Below are 17,476 nucleotides of genomic sequence, written 5' to 3'. Positions count from 1 at the left end.
GAAGAAGTAAAAACGCCAATTTTACTCTCTTTACCGTATGAAACCGGAAATGTTACACAGCACGCAAACGAACGAATAAAAACTGAATTTATCCCAAGCTAACCCCTTGGAGGAACATCGAGGAGGTGTACACGATGGCACCGGAGACGATCATTTGGAGCGTGATCTCACTCGTTGTTGGTTCTCTTCTAGGCGCTGGGATTGGGTATTTTATCCGGAAATCTCTTGCAGAAGCGAAAATTTCGAGTGCTGAACATGCTGCCGCTCAGATTGTTGAGGACGCAAAGAAGAATGCAGAGGCACTAAAGAAAGAGACGGTGCTGGAAGCAAAGGACGAAGTCCACAAGCTACGTACCGAAGCTGAAAAAGACATTCGTGAACGTCGTAATGAAATTCAGCGACTGGAAAGACGATTGTTGCAAAAAGAGGAAACGCTGGATAAAAAATTGGAATCGCTGGAACGTAAAGAAGAGCAGATGTCCAACAAAGAGAAGCGGATCGACGAAACGCAAGCGCAAATCGATCAGCTCTACAAGAGCCAGCTAGCCGAGCTGGAGCGCATCTCCGGTCTTACGACGGAAGAAGCGAAGAGCATCATTTTAACGGGCGTTGAGCAGGAAGTGCGTCACGAAACCGCTCAACTGATTAAAGAAATCGAACAGCAAGCCAAAGAAGAAGGCGACAAGAAAGCGCGCGAGATTATTACGCTTGCGATTCAGCGCTGTGCCGCCGACCACGTTGCAGAGACGACGGTTTCCGTCGTGAGTCTCCCGAACGAAGAAATGAAAGGCCGTATTATCGGACGCGAAGGACGCAATATCCGAGCGCTGGAGACGTTGACAGGCATCGACCTGATTATCGACGATACGCCGGAAGCGGTCATTCTGTCCGGATTCGACCCGATTCGCCGGGAAATCGCCAGGACGTCGCTTGAGAAGCTTGTTGCAGACGGCCGCATTCATCCTGCGCGAATCGAAGAAATGGTGGAGAAGTCGCGCAAAGAAGTGGACGAGCGTATCCGCGAATACGGAGAGCAAGCTACTTTCGAAATCGGCGTACACGGACTGCACCCTGATTTGATTAAAATTTTGGGACGATTGAAGTTCCGCACCAGCTATGGACAAAACGTGTTGAAGCATTCCATGGAAGTGGCATACTTGTCCGGTCTCATGGCAGGAGAATTGGGAGAAGACGTTACGCTCGCGAAACGCGCCGGTTTGCTTCACGATATCGGCAAAGCGCTGGATCATGAAGTGGAAGGCTCCCATGTTGAAATTGGCGTAGAAATCGGTAAGAAATACAAGGAACATCCTGTCGTCATCAACAGTATCGCATCCCATCACGGCGATTGCGAGGCGACATCCGTCATCGCGATGCTGGTTGGGGCAGCGGACGCGTTGTCGGCTGCAAGGCCGGGCGCCAGAAGAGAAACGCTTGAAACCTATATCAAGCGCCTGGAAAAGCTCGAAGACATTTCGGAATCGTTCGAAGGCGTCGAGAAATCGTACGCCATTCAGGCAGGGCGGGAAATCCGCGTGATGGTTCAGCCGGACAAGATCGACGACACCGAAGCGTTCCGTCTCGCTCGCGACATTACGAAGAAGATCGAGAACGAGCTGGATTACCCGGGTCATATCAAAGTAACGGTCATCCGGGAAACGAGAGCTGTCGAGTACGCAAAATAAGGAAGACAAGAAGGATCGGTTTTAAAGCCGATCCTTCTGCATGGACAAGCCGGTTTCGGCCGAGGATAAAGTACGGCAATCAGCGAAAGCTAAATAATGTTTCTATCCTCGTGAAAAGTGGCCTACAAGCCACTTTTCGCCATGTTCGCAAGGTTTGCGGAACTTGCGTACCTATCGAAAGCAAAGCAGGGAGGCAACGACTATTAACGTTTTATTTATTGGAGACATTGTCGGTTCCGTGGGAAGAAAAGCGGTCAAATCCGTCATTCCGAAGCTGAAATCCAAATATAAGCCGGCGATCATTATCGCAAACGGCGAAAATGCCGCAGCTGGCCGGGGCATTACGAAGCCGATCGTGACGGAGCTTTTCGAAGCGGGCGTTCACGGTATTACGATGGGAAACCATACGTGGGATCAAAAAGATATTTTCGATTTTATCGACGACGAGCCCCGTTTGATCCGTCCGGCCAATTTTCCTGAGGGCACGCCGGGACGGGGCAGCGCCATCATTAAAGCGAACGGCAAAGAGCTCATGATTATCAATTTGCAGGGACGCACTTTCCTGCCGCCAATCGATTGTCCGTTTGCAAAGGTTGACGAGCTGCTGCGCACGGAGAAAAGACCCGCTTGCGTGCTGGTCGATTTTCATGCCGAAGCGACATCGGAGAAAATTGCGATGGGCTGGCATTTGGAAGGAAGAGTGTCGGCTGTCGTAGGTACGCATACGCATGTGCAAAGCCACGATGAGCGGATTTTGCCGGGCGGCACGGCTTACATCACGGACGTGGGTATGGTAGGCCCACGCGACGGCGTACTGGGGATGGAACGCAACGCCGTTCTGTATAAGTTTATAACTCAGCTGCCGGTTCGTTTTGTGGTGGATGAAGGAAAATGGCATTTCCATGCCGTATTAATAGAGATGAACGAGCAAACGGGGGCTGCAAGTTCAATCCGGCTTATTCGCATCTACGAAGATGACGTTATTTTTGACTAGCAATCGTCACAAGGCAGAGCCATTCGGCTAGCTGCGAAAAGCGTCGATGGAATCTTTGAGCGAGAAGGGCGAATGGGTGCAAGCAGAAGGAATGATTACCGAATCTCACGAATATGATGGGTACTGGAACCAATCCATCTTTCCTGAGGAGGTACTTTTCCATGGAAGTATTAAAAGTTTCAGCAAAATCCAATCCAAACTCCGTTGCAGGCGCACTGGCAGGCGTTCTCCGCGAGCGGGGAGCGGCCGAGCTGCAGGCTATCGGTGCCGGCGCGCTTAATCAGGCTGTGAAGGCTGTAGCGATCGCCAGAGGATTCGTAGCGCCCAGCGGTGTCGACTTGATTTGTATTCCCGCCTTTACGGACATTGTGATCGATGGAGAGGACCGTACGGCAATCAAGCTGATCGTTGAGCCGCGGTAAGCGTAGCGTCTTGAAGTCCAAGCGGCTATTCCCGTTCAAAAACGCGGCTTATCCATTTAGACACATGTTCGGTGCGTTAAGGATATAAATCGATCGCAAGGAACGCCTGTTTACGGAGTAGACAGGTTTTTTTGCACGACTCCTAAAGAGTATCTCCGCCGATTGTTCATCGTCTCGGCAAACGCACGGCATCAAAAGTCGCCGCCGGGCGATGATCTAGAGTGTTTAGGGGCATATTTGCGTTCCGTTCCCGTTCCATAAGCAAGGATGGATGCAAATTGCAGCTTCCCGGAGCGATTTGCTGGTTTTAACATGATGCGGATTGGAGATGATGTAGATGAGAGTAATTGACGCTCATTGCGATTTGCTGATGAAAATGGTGGAAAACCGCCGACTCGGCTTTGACCACGACGGAAGAGATGCGGACGTATCGCTGAACAGGCTGAAGCAGGCGGAAATGGCGGTGCAAATATATGCCATCTTTTTGCCCGACCGCAGCCGACTGACGTTTGAACAAGTATTGGAGCAGGTCCGATTGTTCATGGAGCATATCGCCGCACATCCGGACGCGATGTTTATCCGTACCAAGGAGGAGCTCGAGCAAAGTTTATCCGGGCATAAGCTCGGATCTCTGCTATCGCTTGAAGGCGTTGACGGACTGGAAGGGAGTTTGACCTATCTCCATACGTTATATTACCTTGGCGTACGGTTGATGGGGATTACATGGAACGAAGCGAATTGGGCGGCTGACGGAGTAGGGGAAACGCGCAAAGCGGGATTTTCGGTTAAGGGCAGGCAGTTTGTGAAAGAATGTGCGAAACTCGGCATCATTCTAGATGTGTCGCATTTATCGGAACCGGGATTTTGGGAGCTGCTGGAGTTGTCGGACAAACCGTTTATCGCTTCCCACTCGAATGCATACGCCCTTTGTCCGCATCCCCGCAATTTGTCGGACGAGCAGATCGAAGCGATCGTTAAGCGCGGAGGAAGAATCGGCATTACGTTCGTCCCGCCATTCTTGAGTAAAGAGAGAAGCGCCGTGATGAAGGACGTGCTAAAGCATCTTGACCGCATTTGTTCGCTTGGCGGCGCCGGTCATGTCGGCTTCGGATCGGATTTCGACGGCATTGACGCGAAGGTGCAGGGACTGGAGCATACAGGCTGTTATGGCAATCTGGCAAAAGAGCTTCAGAAACATTACAGCGAGGCGCAGGTTGAGAGTTTTATGCATGGGAATTGGCTTCGTTTTTTACGCGAACAATTGCCTTCGGGTTCGTTCAACAAAATGTAACATTCCAAAGAAAGATATGAAATCGGTTCATCGATCTAATATTGATATGTATTTGATCGAAAAATACTATGTTTCAAATGTGTCGAAACGACTTGCATTTTACTATCTAAAGTCATAAAATTTGTTTGAGTTAATTGTTAAGTTTTTGTTTAATCCGCTTGAAATGCTGCCTTTCGTATCGGTTTTCGTACCGAAAAATTACAGCAGCGAACAACTAAAGGAGTGGACGTTGTGATTAGTCAATTGTCTTGGAAGATCGGGGGACAACAAGGGGAAGGCGTTGAGAGTACCGACCGGATCTTTTCTACGGCATTAAACCGTCTGGGCTATTATTTGTACGGCTACCGCCACTTTTCCTCGCGTATTAAAGGTGGGCATACAAATAACAAAATCCGGATCAGCACGAAACCGATTCGGGCGATTTCCGACGATTTGGACATTTTGGTTGCATTTGACCAAGAAACGATCGATTTGAATGCACACGAGCTTCGCGATGACGGCGTTATCGTTGCCGATGCGAAATTCAATCCTACGCTTCCGGAAGGCGTTAAAGGACGCTTGTTCCCGGTGCCGATTACGGCAATCGCCGAAGAACTCGGCACATCCCTGATGAAGAACATGGTTGCTTCCGGCGCCTCCTGGGCACTGCTCGGATTGCCGATGGAAGTATTTAATAAAGCAGTTGAAGAAGAATTCGGACGCAAAGGTCTGGCAGTCGTCGAGAAGAACATCGAAGCGGTTGCCCGCGGCGCGAAATTCGTCCTGGATCTCGCAGGCGGCCCGATTCACGAACTGCAGCTTGAGCCTGCTGACGGCCAACAAAAGCTGTTCATGATCGGTAACGACGCGATCGCGCTGGGCGCCGTTGCGGCAGGTTGCCGTTTCATGGCTGCTTACCCGATCACGCCGGCATCCGAAATTATGGAATATCTGATTAAAGTGCTTCCTAAATTCGGCGGCACCGTTATTCAAACCGAGGATGAAATTGCTGCAATGGCAATGACAATCGGAGCAAACTATGGCGGCGCTCGTGCGATTACGGCTTCCGCAGGTCCGGGGCTTTCGTTGAAAATGGAAGCGATCGGTCTTGCCGGTATGACGGAAACGCCGGTCGTTATCGTCGATACGCAGCGTGGCGGTCCTTCGACGGGCTTGCCGACAAAGCAAGAGCAAAGCGATCTTTTGGCCATGATTCACGGGACGCACGGTGAAATTCCAAAAATCGTTATTTCTCCTAGCTCGGTAGAAGAATGTTTCTACGATACGATCGAAGCTTTCAACTTGGCGGAGCAATTCCAATGCCCGGTTATCATCGTTACCGATCTGCAGCTTAGCTTGGGTAAACAATCGGCTGAAATGCTCGACTACAATAAAATTACGATCGATCGCGGAAAGCTCGTTACCGAAGCGCCTGAGCAAGAGCCTAACAAGCTGTTCAAGCGTTACGAATTTTCGGAAGACGGCGTATCGCCTCGCGTCATTCCCGGCGTGAAGAACGGTATTCACCACGTGACAGGCGTAGAGCACGACCAAGAAGGCCGTCCTTCGGAGAGCCCGATCAACCGTAAGAAAATGATGGATAAACGTATGGAGAAGCTGAAGCACGTGAAAGTGACGAATGCGATCCATGCGGATGCGCCGCATGCAGAACCGGATATGCTCATTATCGGCATGGGTTCGACAGGCGGAACGATTGACGAAGCTAGAGCTCGTCTGACGGCAGAAGGCATTAAGACCAATCATGTCACCGTTCGTCTGATGCATCCGTTCCCTACGGAGCTGCTGAAGCCGCACACCGACAAAGCGAAGAAAATCGTCGTAGTCGAGAACAATGCTACTGGACAGCTGTCTCAGCTGATCAAGCTGCACCTCGGATGCGGGGATAAGATTCATAACCTGTTGAAATACGACGGGAACCCGTTCTTGCCGGCAGAAATTCACAAAGAATGTAAGGGGCTGATCGCATGGCAACATTAAAAGATTTTCGCAACAATGTAAAACCTAACTGGTGCCCTGGCTGTGGTGACTTCTCCGTGCAAGCGGCAATCCAAAGAGCGGCAGCCAACGTAGGCCTTGAGCCAGAACAGCTTGCCATCGTTTCCGGTATCGGCTGTTCCGGACGTATTTCCGGTTACATTAACGCTTATGGCTTCCACGGCATTCATGGCCGTTCGCTGCCGATCGCGCAAGGCCTCAAAATGGCTAACCGCGACCTGACCGTTATCGCTTCCGGCGGCGACGGCGACGGCTTCGCGATCGGGATGGGCCACACGGTTCATGCCATTCGCCGTAACATCAACATGACTTACATTGTTATGGATAACCAAATCTACGGTCTGACCAAAGGACAAACGTCCCCGCGCAGCGCCGAAGGCTTCAAAACAAAAAGTACGCCGCAAGGCTCGATCGAGTCGGCTCTTTCTCCGCTCGAAATGGCGCTGGCTGCAGGTGCGACATTCGTTGCTCAATCGTTCTCCAGCAACCTGAAGCAGCTGACGACGCTGATCGAAGAAGGCATGAAGCATGAAGGCTTCTCGCTGATCAACGTATTCAGCCCTTGCGTAACGTTCAATAAAATCAACACGTACGACTGGTTTAAAGAGAATATTGTCGATCTGGAAGAATCCCCTGAATACGATTCGTCCAACCGCGTATCGGCAATGACCAAAATCATGGAAACGAACGGCATGCTGACCGGTCTTATTTATCAAGACAAGTCCAGAAGAAGCTACGAAAATCTCGTTCACGGCTTCAAAGAAGAGCCGCTTGTGAAACAAGATCTTAAGCTTTCGTCCGAGCAATTTGACAAGCTTGTGGCAGAATTCAAATAAGTCGGAACCCCTTCAAAGACATACGGCATCTGCTGTATGTCTTTGTCTTTTTTGGCAGTATACTAGAAGAGCAAGGGAAAGGAGAGAGCGGCTTGATTCGGATCCCTGTCGGCGTCTCGGCTAGACATATTCATCTATCGCCAGTACATATAGACCGTTTGTTCGGTGAAGGCTATCCATTGACGATATTAAAGCAGCTGACGCAGCCCGGACAGTATGCGGCCGAGGAGACCGTAGCGGTCGTCGGGCCGAAAGGACGCTTCGAAGCGGTACGAATACTCGGACCTGCGCGGGGACGGTCGCAGCTTGAAATTTCGCGGACGGATGCGTTCTCGATCGGAGTCAATCCCCCCGTGCGGGAATCGGGCGACATTCAAGGAACGCCGGGCATAACGGTAATCGGTCCGAAAGGCGAGGTTCGGCTGGAACAGGGCGTGATCGTAGCTGCCCGACATATTCATTTTCATACTAGCGATGCGGCGGCCTTTGGGATTGTTGACAGACAGCTGCTAACCGTCAGGTTGAACGGCGAACGGCCTTTAATATTGGAGCAGGTTATTGCAAGAGTATCCGATCATTATGCGCTGGATATGCACATCGATACCGATGAAGCCAATGCGGCGGGCGTGAAGACAGGCGACACGGCGGATATCATGCAGGCTGAATGACGGAACGGTCCGGTTTGATTCCATTTACCGCTAAATCCTCTCCTTAGGCTGGATAGAGAGGATTTTATTTTTGTCAAAAAGCGAACATGGATTACCGAATGGTAAAATGTTATAATACGTTATTGGACTACTAAATCATAAAACGATGACATTTCAAGCATAGAGGGAAGTGAAACAAGCATGTCTAAGGAGAGTAATCAGCCAGCGGACTTAAAATCCGTCAAGGGCGACAAAGACTACTCCCAATATTTCGACTTTTCTAACGCGAAAGTCGTCAAGCAGGAAGACGGGAAAACAACATACCGCGTAAGCGGTCGGAATATTACGGTCAATGCGGCTCCAAGCCATAAAGACGAGAAAAGCAGGGGCAAGGAAGATATCCAAGTCCACTACGATTTCAGCATTCCGGAAGATATGAAAGAGTTCGGTAAGGATAAGTTCTACCTGATCACGACATACGGCTGTCAGATGAACGAGCACGATACGGAAACGATGATGGGTCTGCTGGAGCAAATGGGCTACCAGCGCACGGAAGATAAGCTTGCGGCGGACGTTATTTTGCTCAATACTTGCGCGATCCGCGAAAATGCGGAGGATAAAGTGTTCGGCGAGCTGGGGCATTTGAAGGCGCTCAAAGCCGAAAGACCGTCTCTCGTACTTGGCGTTTGCGGCTGCATGTCTCAAGAGGAAGCGGTTGTGAAGCGGATCATGCAGAAGCATGCGTTCGTGGACATGATTTTCGGTACGCATAACATTCACCGTCTGCCTCATTTGTTAAAAGACGCGTATTTCAGCAAGGAAATGGTTGTCGAGGTGTGGTCCAAGGAAGGCGACATTATCGAGAACCTGCCCAAAAAGCGCGAAGGCATTAAAGCATGGGTCAATATCATGTACGGCTGCGACAAGTTCTGCACGTACTGCATCGTTCCTTATACCCGGGGCAAGGAGCGGAGCCGGAGACCGGATGACGTCATTGCGGAAGTTCGGGATTTGGCGCGCCGCGGCTTCAAGGAGATTATGCTGCTCGGCCAGAACGTCAACGCCTACGGCAAAGATTTCGAGGATATCGACTATACGTTCGGAGATTTGATGGACGACATTTCCAAAATCGATATCCCGCGCGTCCGGTTCACGACTTCGCATCCCCGCGACTTCGACGATCGTTTGATCGAGGTGCTTAGCCAAAAAGGCAATTTGATGGAGCATATCCATCTGCCGGTGCAGTCGGGCAATACGGAAATTCTTAAACGAATGAGCCGCAAATATTCCCGCGAGCATTATCTTGAGCTGGTGGGCAAAATCCGCAAAGCGATACCGGACGCCGTACTGACGACCGATATTATCGTCGGTTTCCCGGGCGAGACGGAGGAGCAGTTCGAGGATACGATGTCGCTGGTTCGCGAAGTGAAATACGACTCGGCTTATACGTTCATCTATTCCCCGCGTGAAGGAACGCCTGCGGCCTCGATGGAGGATAACGTGCCCGAGCATGTCAAGAGAGCGCGCTTGCAGCGCTTGAACGACCTTATGAAAGAGCTTGGCAAACAAAGCAACGAGAGCTTGCGAGGCGAGATCGTAGAAGTGCTGATCGAAGGGGAAAGCAAAAACAACCCGGATGTGCTGTCGGCTCGCACGCGTACGAATAAGCTCGTTCATGTCGTTGCACCGAAGCAGTTGATCGGAACGATCGCACAGGTGAAAATTACCGAGCCACAGACGTGGGTGCTGTATGGAGATTTGATCCCGGAGTCCGTGCAACAAGCCATCTAAGGCAGGTTCCTTACAAAAAAAGAAAGGGAGAGGCGACTCTCTCCTAAATTTGATAAAAGGCAGGCGTCGATATGTCGGAGCATCATCACAATCATGAAGTCGAATCATGCGATATCCCGCATTACAATTCCACGGACCTGATCGTCCGTGAAGATATTATGAGCAAGGCGAAAGAACTCGCGGCGTTGATTTCTACATCGTCCGAAGTGGAGTTCTACCAGAAGGCGGAAAAGCAGATCGCCGATAACGATCATGTACAGAGCTTGATCAAGCAAATCAAGAAAAAGCAGAAGGAGATCGTCGCCTTCCAGAACACGTTCAAAAATCCGCAAATGGTTGAGAAAATCGAAGCCGAAATTACGTCCTTGCAGGACGAGCTCGATTCGATTCCGATCGTAACGGAATTCCAGCAATCGCAAAGCGATATCAACTATTTGCTGCAGCTGGTCATGTCGGTCGTTCGCGATACCGTTTCCGAGAAGATTCAAGTGGAAGCCGCATCGGCAGAAGCCGACCCGGCGAATTGCAGCGACTAAGACGGAAGGGGAAGACCGCGAGGTCTTCTTTTTTATTGTAGCGAGAGGGCAGCATCCGGCGGATGATTATTGTTGTGCGTTTCGCGTTCGTCTGATAAACTGATGGAAGCAGGGAAGCTGCGCGTAACTGGCGGAACGTGGACGACCACGGGGGAGCGCGCGGAACATAAAAGCCGTACGCCTGGGCGAAAGTATTCGACGATCATGTCGGGTGCTTTTTTTTGTTTTCGTACAAAAAATAGTTGGAGGCGAAGACGATGAATGAAATGACGCGTACAAAAAAGCTGCTTGGCAAACCGCTGGCCGACGAACTGGCAGCGTCCATCAAGGCCAACGTGGAAGCGTACCAAGAGCAGGGCGTGGCAGCCAGGGTTGCCGTAGTTTGGGTGGAGGGCGACCCTGCAACGGAATGGTATGTGAACGCCAAAAGAAAAACGGCGGAGAAGCTGGGCATCGCCTTCGATCTGTACCCGTTCCAAAGCGGGGCGGAGGAGCATGCGCTCGTAGACTGCATCCGATCGCTGAATCAAGACGAGAAGACGCATGGCATTATGGTGGAGCTTCCTTTGCCTAAGGCGATCGATGCGAAGCGGGTGACGGCAGCGATCGATCCGCTTAAAGATGTGGACGGATTAACGCCAGCCAATCGTCTTGCCTTGCTGTCAGGCGGACCCGGAATCGCGCCGGCTACGCCGCAAGCCTGCATCCGGTTGCTCAAGCATTATGGGATATCGCTTGCGGGCAAGCATGCGGTCGTGATCGGCAGAGGGGAGACGGTCGGCCAGCCCTTGTATCATTTGCTGCAGCGTGAGCAAGCTACGGTAACCGTCTGCCATTCCCGGACTGCCGATTTGGATAAGCATGTACGCCGGGCGGAAATCGTTTTTGCGGCAGCTGGACGCCGCGGGCTGGTGAGCGTCCAAGCGGCGCACGAGGAACTGATTGTGGTGGATGCCGGCATTAACGAGACGGAGGAGGGAAGCATCGCGGGGGATGTTGATCCCGATGTCCTGCGAGTGGCTGCGGCGATGACACCGGTACCGGGAGGAGTCGGTACGGTGACAACCATGATCTTGTTCGAAAATGTGCTTCGAGCCATGGATTGGCAGCGCGAAGAGCGGGTGAAACCATCTAAAGGTACGGACGCAGCGGCTGTCTCGGAGGAAGTGCCGTATGACGCCACGATTCGGTCGTTCCTGGCTGCGGCCGCTTCTGCGTCGCCTACGCCGGGCGGGGGAAGTATCGCAGCCTTAGCGGCGGCGCTAGGCGCTTCGATGACTTCCATGGTGGCAAAGCTGTCGACGGGTCCTAAGTTTGCGCAAACGGAGGCGGCGGCGAATACGCTAGCAGTAGAGATGGCGGCGGCGATCGCCCGGTCCGAATCGCTGCTTCATGAGGATATCCAAGCTTTTGAAGCGTACATGGCGGCCTTGAAACTTACAAAAGGGGCGTCTCGCGATGAAGCGCTGCGGGAGGCCGCACAAGCTGCCGCCGATGTGCCGCTGAGGCTTGCAAGGCTATGCACGGATGCGATTCGTGCGTCCGGGGCGATGGCGGAAACGGGGAACAAGACGGCGATCTCGGATCTGGGCATTGGCGTCCTGCTGCTGGAGGCTTCGCTGCAAGCCGCCCTATTGACCGTAGAAATCAACTTGCCGGCTTTAGGTGGCAGTCAGCTCGAACAAAAAATTCGCGGAGAAGCAAGCGCACTTCGAAATGAAGCTTATGTGAACAAGGAATCGGTGCTTGATACGGTATATCGACGGATAAGAGCATAAGGCAGGCGTATCGTCAAAAGAGATCGTCATGCAATTCCGTGACATTGCGGATGATAGCGAGCGGTTTGGCTAGCGATTCGGGAGCGGGTAAGCCGCTTCGGTTCAGCCAAACCGTTTTCATGCCCAGCAGGGAAGGGCCGACAACGTCATTCTCCCACGAATCGCCAACGAATAGCGTTTCCTCCGGAGTCGCTCCAAAATGACGAAGCGCTGCTTCGTAGATGGGGGCATGGGGCTTCGAATGGCCGATCGTATCCGAGCAGAAAAGGGAGTCTTCAGGAAAGAAGGGAGCAAGCCCCGCGCCTTCCAGCTTATCCATTTGCAGACGCAGCGTGCCGTTGGTTACGATCCCCAGCAGGTATGACCCGCTCAGCTTCTCCATAAACGATAGTCGTTCCTCATTCGGCCTAAGGTGTTTCCGAATGGCAGGTCGGAACAATTCGTCATACACCCCCGCATCTTCCTTCGTGGCCGCAACATGAAAGGCCGCTAACGCTCCGATAAAGCGCTGCTCCCTGAATGCCGTCAATGTGATTTGTTCGTCCAGGTAAAGAGGTTCTAGCGCGAGATCCAGCTTCTTAAACTCGGCGTAAAGACGGTCGGGATCAAGCCCCTTTGCAAGAGGGTGTGCCGCGAGGGCGAATTTGGAGCTTTCCGCCCAATATTCGTCGAAGAAGACGAGCGTATCGTCGAGATCGAAAAGAATCAATTTGCACGATTTCACAGAGGTTCCTCCCTTGAATGGTTAACGAACAATTTACCACATCCGGAATGGCCGGTAAACCGTTTTGTAACAAACGACAACAGGAGCCGCTAATCTTATACCTGTATTTTCTTGTATTCGGATTTTTGGCATCGGGTTCACAATCGGCGGCTCTTATGGTAATCTAGAGAACATTATTCCTTGCGTCTTATGAAGGATGGAAGATTTTTCTAACGCATAGGGATGCAAAGCCGAATCATGATCCGGCTGGAAATCGCATACAACGTACTGAAGAACGGGAAACGGCTGCCATTCTAGAGCTCCTCGATTTCATTGTCAAATTGTCGGGCTATACGCGTCCTGCGCCTAAATAGCCGGCTTGCGGACGCTATTGACGGGAGGAATATTTATGTTTTCTTACACGATTGACGAACATGTTTCGCTGCGGCTGCTGGAGTTTCGTGACGCAGAGCCGCTTTATGCGCTGATCCGAAGCTGCGGCCCGTATTTGCAGCAGTGGCTGCCGTGGGCGTATAGCCAGAACACCTTGGAATCGACGCAAGCGTTCATTCGCGGTTCGATGGCCCAATTTGCGGCAAACGACGGGTTTCAGGCGGGGATTTGGCATGACAACCGGATTGTTGGCGTTATCGGCTATCACCGGTTCGATTGGATGAACCGCTCGACAAGTATCGGCTATTGGCTTGGGGAGGGCTATCAGGGGCTTGGCATTATGACGAAAGCTTGCCAGGCTCTCGTGCATTTTGCTTTTGGAACTCTCGGCATGAACCGGGTGGAAATTGAATGCGCCGTCGAAAACCGGAAAAGCCGTGCCATCCCGGAGCGGCTTGGTTTTGTCCATGAAGGGTGCCGCCGAGAGCGTGAATGGCTGCAGGACCGCTATGTCGATCATGTCATGTACGGCATGCTTGCGTCGGAATGGCATGCGAAATTCTCTTAAGCCGTTTAAGCCGGCAGGCAGGAACAAGCGGGGGCTGTGTGGAAGTAATGTGCGGAGGACGATGGGAAGCTGGAATCAGGAGTCGTTCTTTAACGATAGCGAGGTGCTTCATGACGGAGGATTGGAATATTTTCGAGCGAAACACGGAACGGGAGAGGATGTCCCTTTTTCTGAATACGGGTTTGAAGCAGAACGACCCGCCAAATGGTTATACGATGCTGCTTTCGCTTACCGTGAATCTGTATCGGGCTTTGGGCAATCAGACGATCGGAGCGATCTATGAGCAGGTTTATAAGCTCGAAGACCGTTTGGAATCGCTCATGAGCCGGCAAGAAAACAAGGATAGGCTCGGCATCTACGTGGGGCGCTTGATGACAAGCTCGAAAGTCGAGCTGTTTTACTATATGAAAGACGGAAGCGAATACAAGCACGAGCTGGAGACGCTTATAAAAGCGTACGATCAATTTAATTTCACTTATGCGGAGCGGCCTGACGCGAATTGGAGCTTCTATACGGACTATTTGTATCCGACGCCTCTCGAGCAGCTTTATATGAGAAATGCGAGATTGTTTTATGGCTTACGGCAAAACGGCTACAAGCTTGATGTCGTGCGTCCGGTGCATCACGTCCTTTATTTCGACGGCCGGGAAAGCATGGATGTTTGCAAGCAAAAGGCGATCGCCCACGGGTTTAAGGTGGAGCTGACGGAGAATGTTACCGAGATGGGAAAAGGGCATAAGCTTGTGGTCAGCAAGCGGGTTGTGCTCGATATGGGGGCTTTGAACGGAATGGTCAGGGAGCTGTTCGAGCTGGCCGAAGCCCATGGAGGGAATTACGACGGCTGGGGTACGGACGCCAGCCGCCGCTTTACGGTCAGATTGCGTTTGGCCATGCGGAATCCCAGACTCATCGTCGCTGCTTTTGCAGTCATTATTTTAGCCGCCGCGACGTGGGAATTGCTGTCCTTCAACAAATAGCCGTTTTTTTTGTCCGGCTCCGCACATATCCATGATAGTAGGAAGTCAGGAAGGGGGGACGTGCATGGAAGAAGTGCTTTGGGAAGGCAAACCGTTTCAATTCGGTTGGCCGAGCTTTACGAAGTATACGTTAACCGGATCCAGAATTATTGTGGAGAAAGGCTTTTTCACGAAAAAAAGAGACGAAATCCGCCTGTACCGGATTCGGGACGTTTCGACCAAACGCAGTTTGTGGGAGCGTATGTTCAGAGTCGGCGACGTAACGCTCTACTCGACGGATGCCAGCAACCCGCAGTTAGTCATCCGCAACATACGTCGTCCGATCGAGGTCGCCGATCTTCTTGGAGAAACGGTGGAGCAATCGCGGATGCGTCATAAAGCGATGGAAGTGACGGAAGTGTCGCAAGAGATGTAAAACCATGTTCAGCAATAGAAGAGCTCTCCTTAAGCAGATGGCCGACTGCTTGAAGGAGAGCTCTTTTTGTAAGGAAACCATGCTTGATGCATGTAGACGAAAATAGAGTCTGTTGTCCTTATGCGTTTTCGATAATCGTGTTCAGCGTCGTCCAGTCCATTTTCTCGATCAGCTTGATAAGAAGCTCCTTGGTAGCGGCATAATCGTCCACGTGGATGATCGAGGCCGACGTATGGATGTAACGTCCGCACAGTCCGAGAGCCGCAGTCGGAACGCCGATGCCGTGCATATGGACGCGGCCGGCGTCGGTTCCCCCGTTGGAGACGAAGAACTGGTAAGGGATTTTATTCGTTTCCGCCGTATCCAGCATATACTCGATTAGCGCACGGTTAGGAACGATGGACGCGTCCATCAGCCGCATGACCGTCCCCTTGCCGAGATGTCCGAATGCGTTCTTGTCGCCTGTAGCGTCGTTGGCCGGGCCGCAGTCTACCGTAAAGCATATATCCGGATTCACGAGATTGGCAGCGGTTTGAGCGCCGCGCAGTCCGACTTCCTCCTGTACGGTGGCGCCGCTGTATAAAATATTCGGATGAGCCTTGCCTTTCATTTCTTTCAGCAGCTCGAGCGCAAGGCCGACGCCGAACCGGTTATCCCATGCTTTCGCCATGATTTTCTTGGGGTTGGCCAGCGGGGTGAACGGACAGATCGGCACGATTTGCTGCCCGGGCATAATGCCGAGTGCCAGCGCATCCTCTTTATGATCCGCTCCGATATCCAGAAACATCGTATTCATGTCAATCGGCTTGCTGCGCTGCGATTCTTCAAGCAAATGCGGGGGCGTCGAGCCGATCACGCCGATAACCGGTCCGCTCTTGGTGATGACCTGCATGCGCTGCGCCGGCAGCACTTGACTCCACCAGCCGCCGAGATTTTTAAAACGGATCATGCCTTGCTCGCTAATCGAGGTTACCATAAATCCGACTTCATCCATATGGCCGTTGACCAGCACTTTAGGTCCTTGTGCGTCGCCCCTGAGGATGCCGAATATGCTGCCCAGCCGGTCCTGCACGATTTCCTCGGTTACTTTGCTCATTTCCGCACGAACGAAGCGGCGTACTTCATGTTCGAAGCCCGGCGCTCCCGGAAGCTCCGTCAAGGTACGGAACAATTCTAAGGTTTCGTTATTCATGGTTCTCCCTTCCGGTGCGGCACCTTGTATTTGATTTGGCGAAATGCCGCTTATCTCTTTTACCATACTCACATTAAAATTGAAAGTCAATTCGGTTGTCCCGCGAAAAAAGGAAAAACCCGGCGCCAGAACGGCATCGGGTTAAAAATGGCTGCAGGGCTTATCAAGCAAGGCTTGACGGCTGTGCGCATTTGCGGATCAACGAGATTTGACCGGCGTGCAGCCCCGTATGATACAGCGTTCTTCCGAACGCTTCGCGAGGGGTAGAAGAGCCGATCGGAGAAGAAACCGGCCGATCCCACGCATCTTCGGGCAGCGCTCTCATCGCCTCCGACAAATGGCGGTCCGAGGCTTCCGAGAAAGCCAGCATCTCTTCAAGACCGGAGAAGGTTATATCGCCCTTCGGAGGGCCGCTTGTCAGGAACGTAACCCCTTCAGGCACGGCGCTGCCAAAAAACCAATCTGCGAACATGTACTCCACCTCGGCATTATGCCGCAGCATGTGGCCGATGGAGGATGTATCGTCCGAAAGCCTAAGATTTAATTCTTCTTCCTTCAAGCCTTGCATCGATTTTTGGAAACGGTCCCGGACCGTTCTCCAAATCGGATAAACAGCTTCGAATGACATCCGTATCCCTCCTTAAATAATCAATGGGATCCTATCGTACAATAGGGCTATTCCTTATCTTTACGGTCAACTACGACATGCTCGAATTTGTCGCCCGACAGGTCGACGTCGAATGCTTGACCGAAGCCTACGACATAACGGCCTGAGATCGGCGTGAGTTCGAATAAAGAAAAGTCCAAGCCGCGAAGCATGCCCATCAGCTTTTCATTGAACGATTCGTTGAACAGCTGGAAAATATCCTCGTTGCCTTCGTTGCCGAGATTTACGGACGAGCAGGCCCAGCGGGCGCGTTCTCTAGCAAAGACGTTCTGCGATTGCGTTTCGTCGGCGATCAGCAGGACATGGATCCGCTCGTTCGTTTCGACATATTTGTAGTGATCGGAAATTTTGCTGATATAGATATAAAGCTTCCCGTCTTTTTTCACGAAGGGCGCATAGCTGATAAAAGGAAAGCCTTCCTCGTCCAAGCTGCTGATGACTAGCGTTTTGCGACTTTCTACGAATTCAACGTAACGCAGTTTTGTCGCTTCCATATCGATTTGCTTCATACCGATTCCTCCTTGTATTCGATCCCCGCAAAGTGAAGCTTATGCTTCGGGGCAAATTCCCTGTACTTTGCGGAGGC

The 17,476-nt window shown here is 51.8% G+C and carries 17 protein-coding genes and 1 riboswitch; of the genes, 13 read left to right on the top strand and 4 right to left on the bottom strand.

All coding sequences use genetic code 11. The features are described from left to right. Positions 1–134 precede the first annotated feature (134 nt). The 10 genes from rny (at position 135) to ACKGJP_RS21735 (ending at position 11,975) form a co-directional block, all read left to right on the top strand. Positions 135–1,685, top strand: coding sequence for a ribonuclease Y (gene rny, locus ACKGJP_RS21780; RefSeq protein ID WP_409340902.1), 1,551 nt, complete (start codon positions 135–137; stop codon positions 1,683–1,685). A 202-nt stretch (positions 1,686–1,887) separates the two neighbouring features. Next, positions 1,888–2,679, top strand: coding sequence for a TIGR00282 family metallophosphoesterase (locus ACKGJP_RS21775; RefSeq protein ID WP_409347226.1), 792 nt, complete (start codon positions 1,888–1,890; stop codon positions 2,677–2,679). Positions 2,680–2,840: 161 nt separating this feature from the next. Then, entirely contained in the window at positions 2,841–3,101 is a 261-nt protein-coding gene (gene spoVS, locus ACKGJP_RS21770; RefSeq protein ID WP_027084382.1) for a stage V sporulation protein SpoVS, read from the top strand. Between the two features lie 337 nt (positions 3,102–3,438). Then, positions 3,439–4,392, top strand: coding sequence for a dipeptidase (locus ACKGJP_RS21765; RefSeq protein WP_409340901.1), 954 nt, complete (start codon positions 3,439–3,441; stop codon positions 4,390–4,392). Positions 4,393–4,623: 231 nt separating this feature from the next. Beyond that, entirely contained in the window at positions 4,624–6,369 is a 1,746-nt protein-coding gene (locus ACKGJP_RS21760; RefSeq protein WP_409340900.1) for a 2-oxoacid:acceptor oxidoreductase subunit alpha, read from the top strand. Then, on the top strand, positions 6,357–7,223 hold the full coding sequence (locus ACKGJP_RS21755) for a 2-oxoacid:ferredoxin oxidoreductase subunit beta (protein ID WP_409340899.1): 867 nt from the start codon (positions 6,357–6,359) through the stop codon (positions 7,221–7,223). The genes ACKGJP_RS21760 and ACKGJP_RS21755 overlap by 13 nt, the downstream gene beginning before the upstream one ends. A 92-nt stretch (positions 7,224–7,315) precedes the next feature. Next, positions 7,316–7,891, top strand: a complete 576-nt coding sequence (gene pduL, locus ACKGJP_RS21750) for a phosphate propanoyltransferase (protein ID WP_409340898.1) — start codon at positions 7,316–7,318, stop codon at positions 7,889–7,891. Positions 7,892–8,071: 180 nt separating this feature from the next. Then, entirely contained in the window at positions 8,072–9,661 is a 1,590-nt protein-coding gene (gene miaB, locus ACKGJP_RS21745; protein WP_409340897.1) for a tRNA (N6-isopentenyl adenosine(37)-C2)-methylthiotransferase MiaB, read from the top strand. A 71-nt stretch (positions 9,662–9,732) separates the two neighbouring features. Continuing rightward, a complete protein-coding gene (locus ACKGJP_RS21740) occupies positions 9,733–10,197 on the top strand; it encodes a RicAFT regulatory complex protein RicA family protein (RefSeq protein ID WP_409340896.1) in 465 nt (154 codons plus the stop codon). A 113-nt stretch (positions 10,198–10,310) separates the two neighbouring features. Further along, positions 10,311–10,391, top strand: a riboswitch (ZMP/ZTP riboswitch). A 63-nt stretch (positions 10,392–10,454) separates the two neighbouring features. Then, a complete protein-coding gene (locus ACKGJP_RS21735; protein WP_409340895.1) occupies positions 10,455–11,975 on the top strand; it encodes a cyclodeaminase/cyclohydrolase family protein in 1,521 nt (506 codons plus the stop codon). Between the two features lie 13 nt (positions 11,976–11,988). Here the strand turns inward: ACKGJP_RS21735 and ACKGJP_RS21730 are convergent, their stop codons facing one another. Then, the gene (locus ACKGJP_RS21730) at positions 11,989–12,699 is read right to left on the bottom strand and encodes an HAD family hydrolase (protein WP_409340894.1); all 711 of its coding nucleotides are present in this window, start codon (positions 12,697–12,699) and stop codon (positions 11,989–11,991) included. A gap of 388 nt (positions 12,700–13,087) precedes the next feature. Here ACKGJP_RS21730 and ACKGJP_RS21725 point away from each other — a divergent pair, with 388 nt between their 5' ends. From ACKGJP_RS21725 to ACKGJP_RS21715, 3 genes are all read left to right on the top strand, one after another. Then, positions 13,088–13,639: a GNAT family N-acetyltransferase gene (locus ACKGJP_RS21725; protein ID WP_409340893.1), complete on the top strand. Its 552-nt coding sequence runs from the start codon at positions 13,088–13,090 to the stop codon at positions 13,637–13,639. A gap of 110 nt (positions 13,640–13,749) precedes the next feature. Further along, a complete protein-coding gene (locus ACKGJP_RS21720; protein ID WP_409340892.1) occupies positions 13,750–14,616 on the top strand; it encodes a DUF695 domain-containing protein in 867 nt (288 codons plus the stop codon). Between the two features lie 64 nt (positions 14,617–14,680). Then, positions 14,681–15,031, top strand: a complete 351-nt coding sequence (locus ACKGJP_RS21715) for a PH domain-containing protein (protein ID WP_409340891.1) — start codon at positions 14,681–14,683, stop codon at positions 15,029–15,031. 118 nt (positions 15,032–15,149) lie between these two features. On the opposite strand, the gene ACKGJP_RS21710 is transcribed toward ACKGJP_RS21715, so the two are convergent. From ACKGJP_RS21710 to ACKGJP_RS21700, 3 genes are all read right to left on the bottom strand, one after another. Continuing rightward, positions 15,150–16,223: a M42 family metallopeptidase gene (locus tag ACKGJP_RS21710; RefSeq protein WP_409340890.1), complete on the bottom strand. Its 1,074-nt coding sequence runs from the start codon at positions 16,221–16,223 to the stop codon at positions 15,150–15,152. Positions 16,224–16,386: 163 nt separating this feature from the next. After that, positions 16,387–16,851 (bottom strand): DinB family protein, encoded by a 465-nt coding sequence (locus ACKGJP_RS21705; protein WP_409340889.1) that lies wholly within the window; start codon positions 16,849–16,851, stop codon positions 16,387–16,389. Positions 16,852–16,898: 47 nt separating this feature from the next. Beyond that, positions 16,899–17,399 carry a HugZ family protein gene (locus ACKGJP_RS21700; protein WP_409340888.1) on the bottom strand — a complete coding sequence of 167 codons (501 nt, stop codon included), beginning with the start codon at positions 17,397–17,399 and terminating at the stop codon, positions 16,899–16,901. Positions 17,400–17,476 lie beyond the last annotated feature (77 nt).

This window comes from Paenibacillus litoralis, assembly GCF_046244365.1.
Lineage (GTDB): Bacteria > Bacillota > Bacilli > Paenibacillales > NBRC-103111 > Paenibacillus_V.
Note: the sequence above shows the minus strand (reverse complement) of the source record. Positions and strands in the feature narration are given on the sequence as shown.

Bases quoted from the DNA above. Each gene is read 5' to 3' on its own strand.
- rny (WP_409340902.1), top strand. From the start codon at position 135: ATGGCACCGGAGACGATCATTTGGAGCGTGATCTCACTCGTTGTTGGT.
- spoVS (WP_027084382.1), top strand. From the start codon at position 2,841: ATGGAAGTATTAAAAGTTTCAGCAAAATCCAATCCAAACTCCGTTGCA.
- ACKGJP_RS21765 (WP_409340901.1), top strand. From the start codon at position 3,439: ATGAGAGTAATTGACGCTCATTGCGATTTGCTGATGAAAATGGTGGAA.
- ACKGJP_RS21755 (WP_409340899.1), top strand. From the start codon at position 6,357: ATGGCAACATTAAAAGATTTTCGCAACAATGTAAAACCTAACTGGTGC.
- miaB (WP_409340897.1), top strand. From the start codon at position 8,072: ATGTCTAAGGAGAGTAATCAGCCAGCGGACTTAAAATCCGTCAAGGGC.
- ACKGJP_RS21740 (WP_409340896.1), top strand. From the start codon at position 9,733: ATGTCGGAGCATCATCACAATCATGAAGTCGAATCATGCGATATCCCG.
- ACKGJP_RS21735 (WP_409340895.1), top strand. From the start codon at position 10,455: ATGAATGAAATGACGCGTACAAAAAAGCTGCTTGGCAAACCGCTGGCC.
- ACKGJP_RS21725 (WP_409340893.1), top strand. From the start codon at position 13,088: ATGTTTTCTTACACGATTGACGAACATGTTTCGCTGCGGCTGCTGGAG.
- ACKGJP_RS21720 (WP_409340892.1), top strand. From the start codon at position 13,750: ATGACGGAGGATTGGAATATTTTCGAGCGAAACACGGAACGGGAGAGG.
- ACKGJP_RS21715 (WP_409340891.1), top strand. From the start codon at position 14,681: ATGGAAGAAGTGCTTTGGGAAGGCAAACCGTTTCAATTCGGTTGGCCG.
- ACKGJP_RS21710 (WP_409340890.1), bottom strand. From the start codon at position 16,223: ATGAATAACGAAACCTTAGAATTGTTCCGTACCTTGACGGAGCTTCCG.
- ACKGJP_RS21705 (WP_409340889.1), bottom strand. From the start codon at position 16,851: ATGTCATTCGAAGCTGTTTATCCGATTTGGAGAACGGTCCGGGACCGT.
- ACKGJP_RS21700 (WP_409340888.1), bottom strand. From the start codon at position 17,399: ATGAAGCAAATCGATATGGAAGCGACAAAACTGCGTTACGTTGAATTC.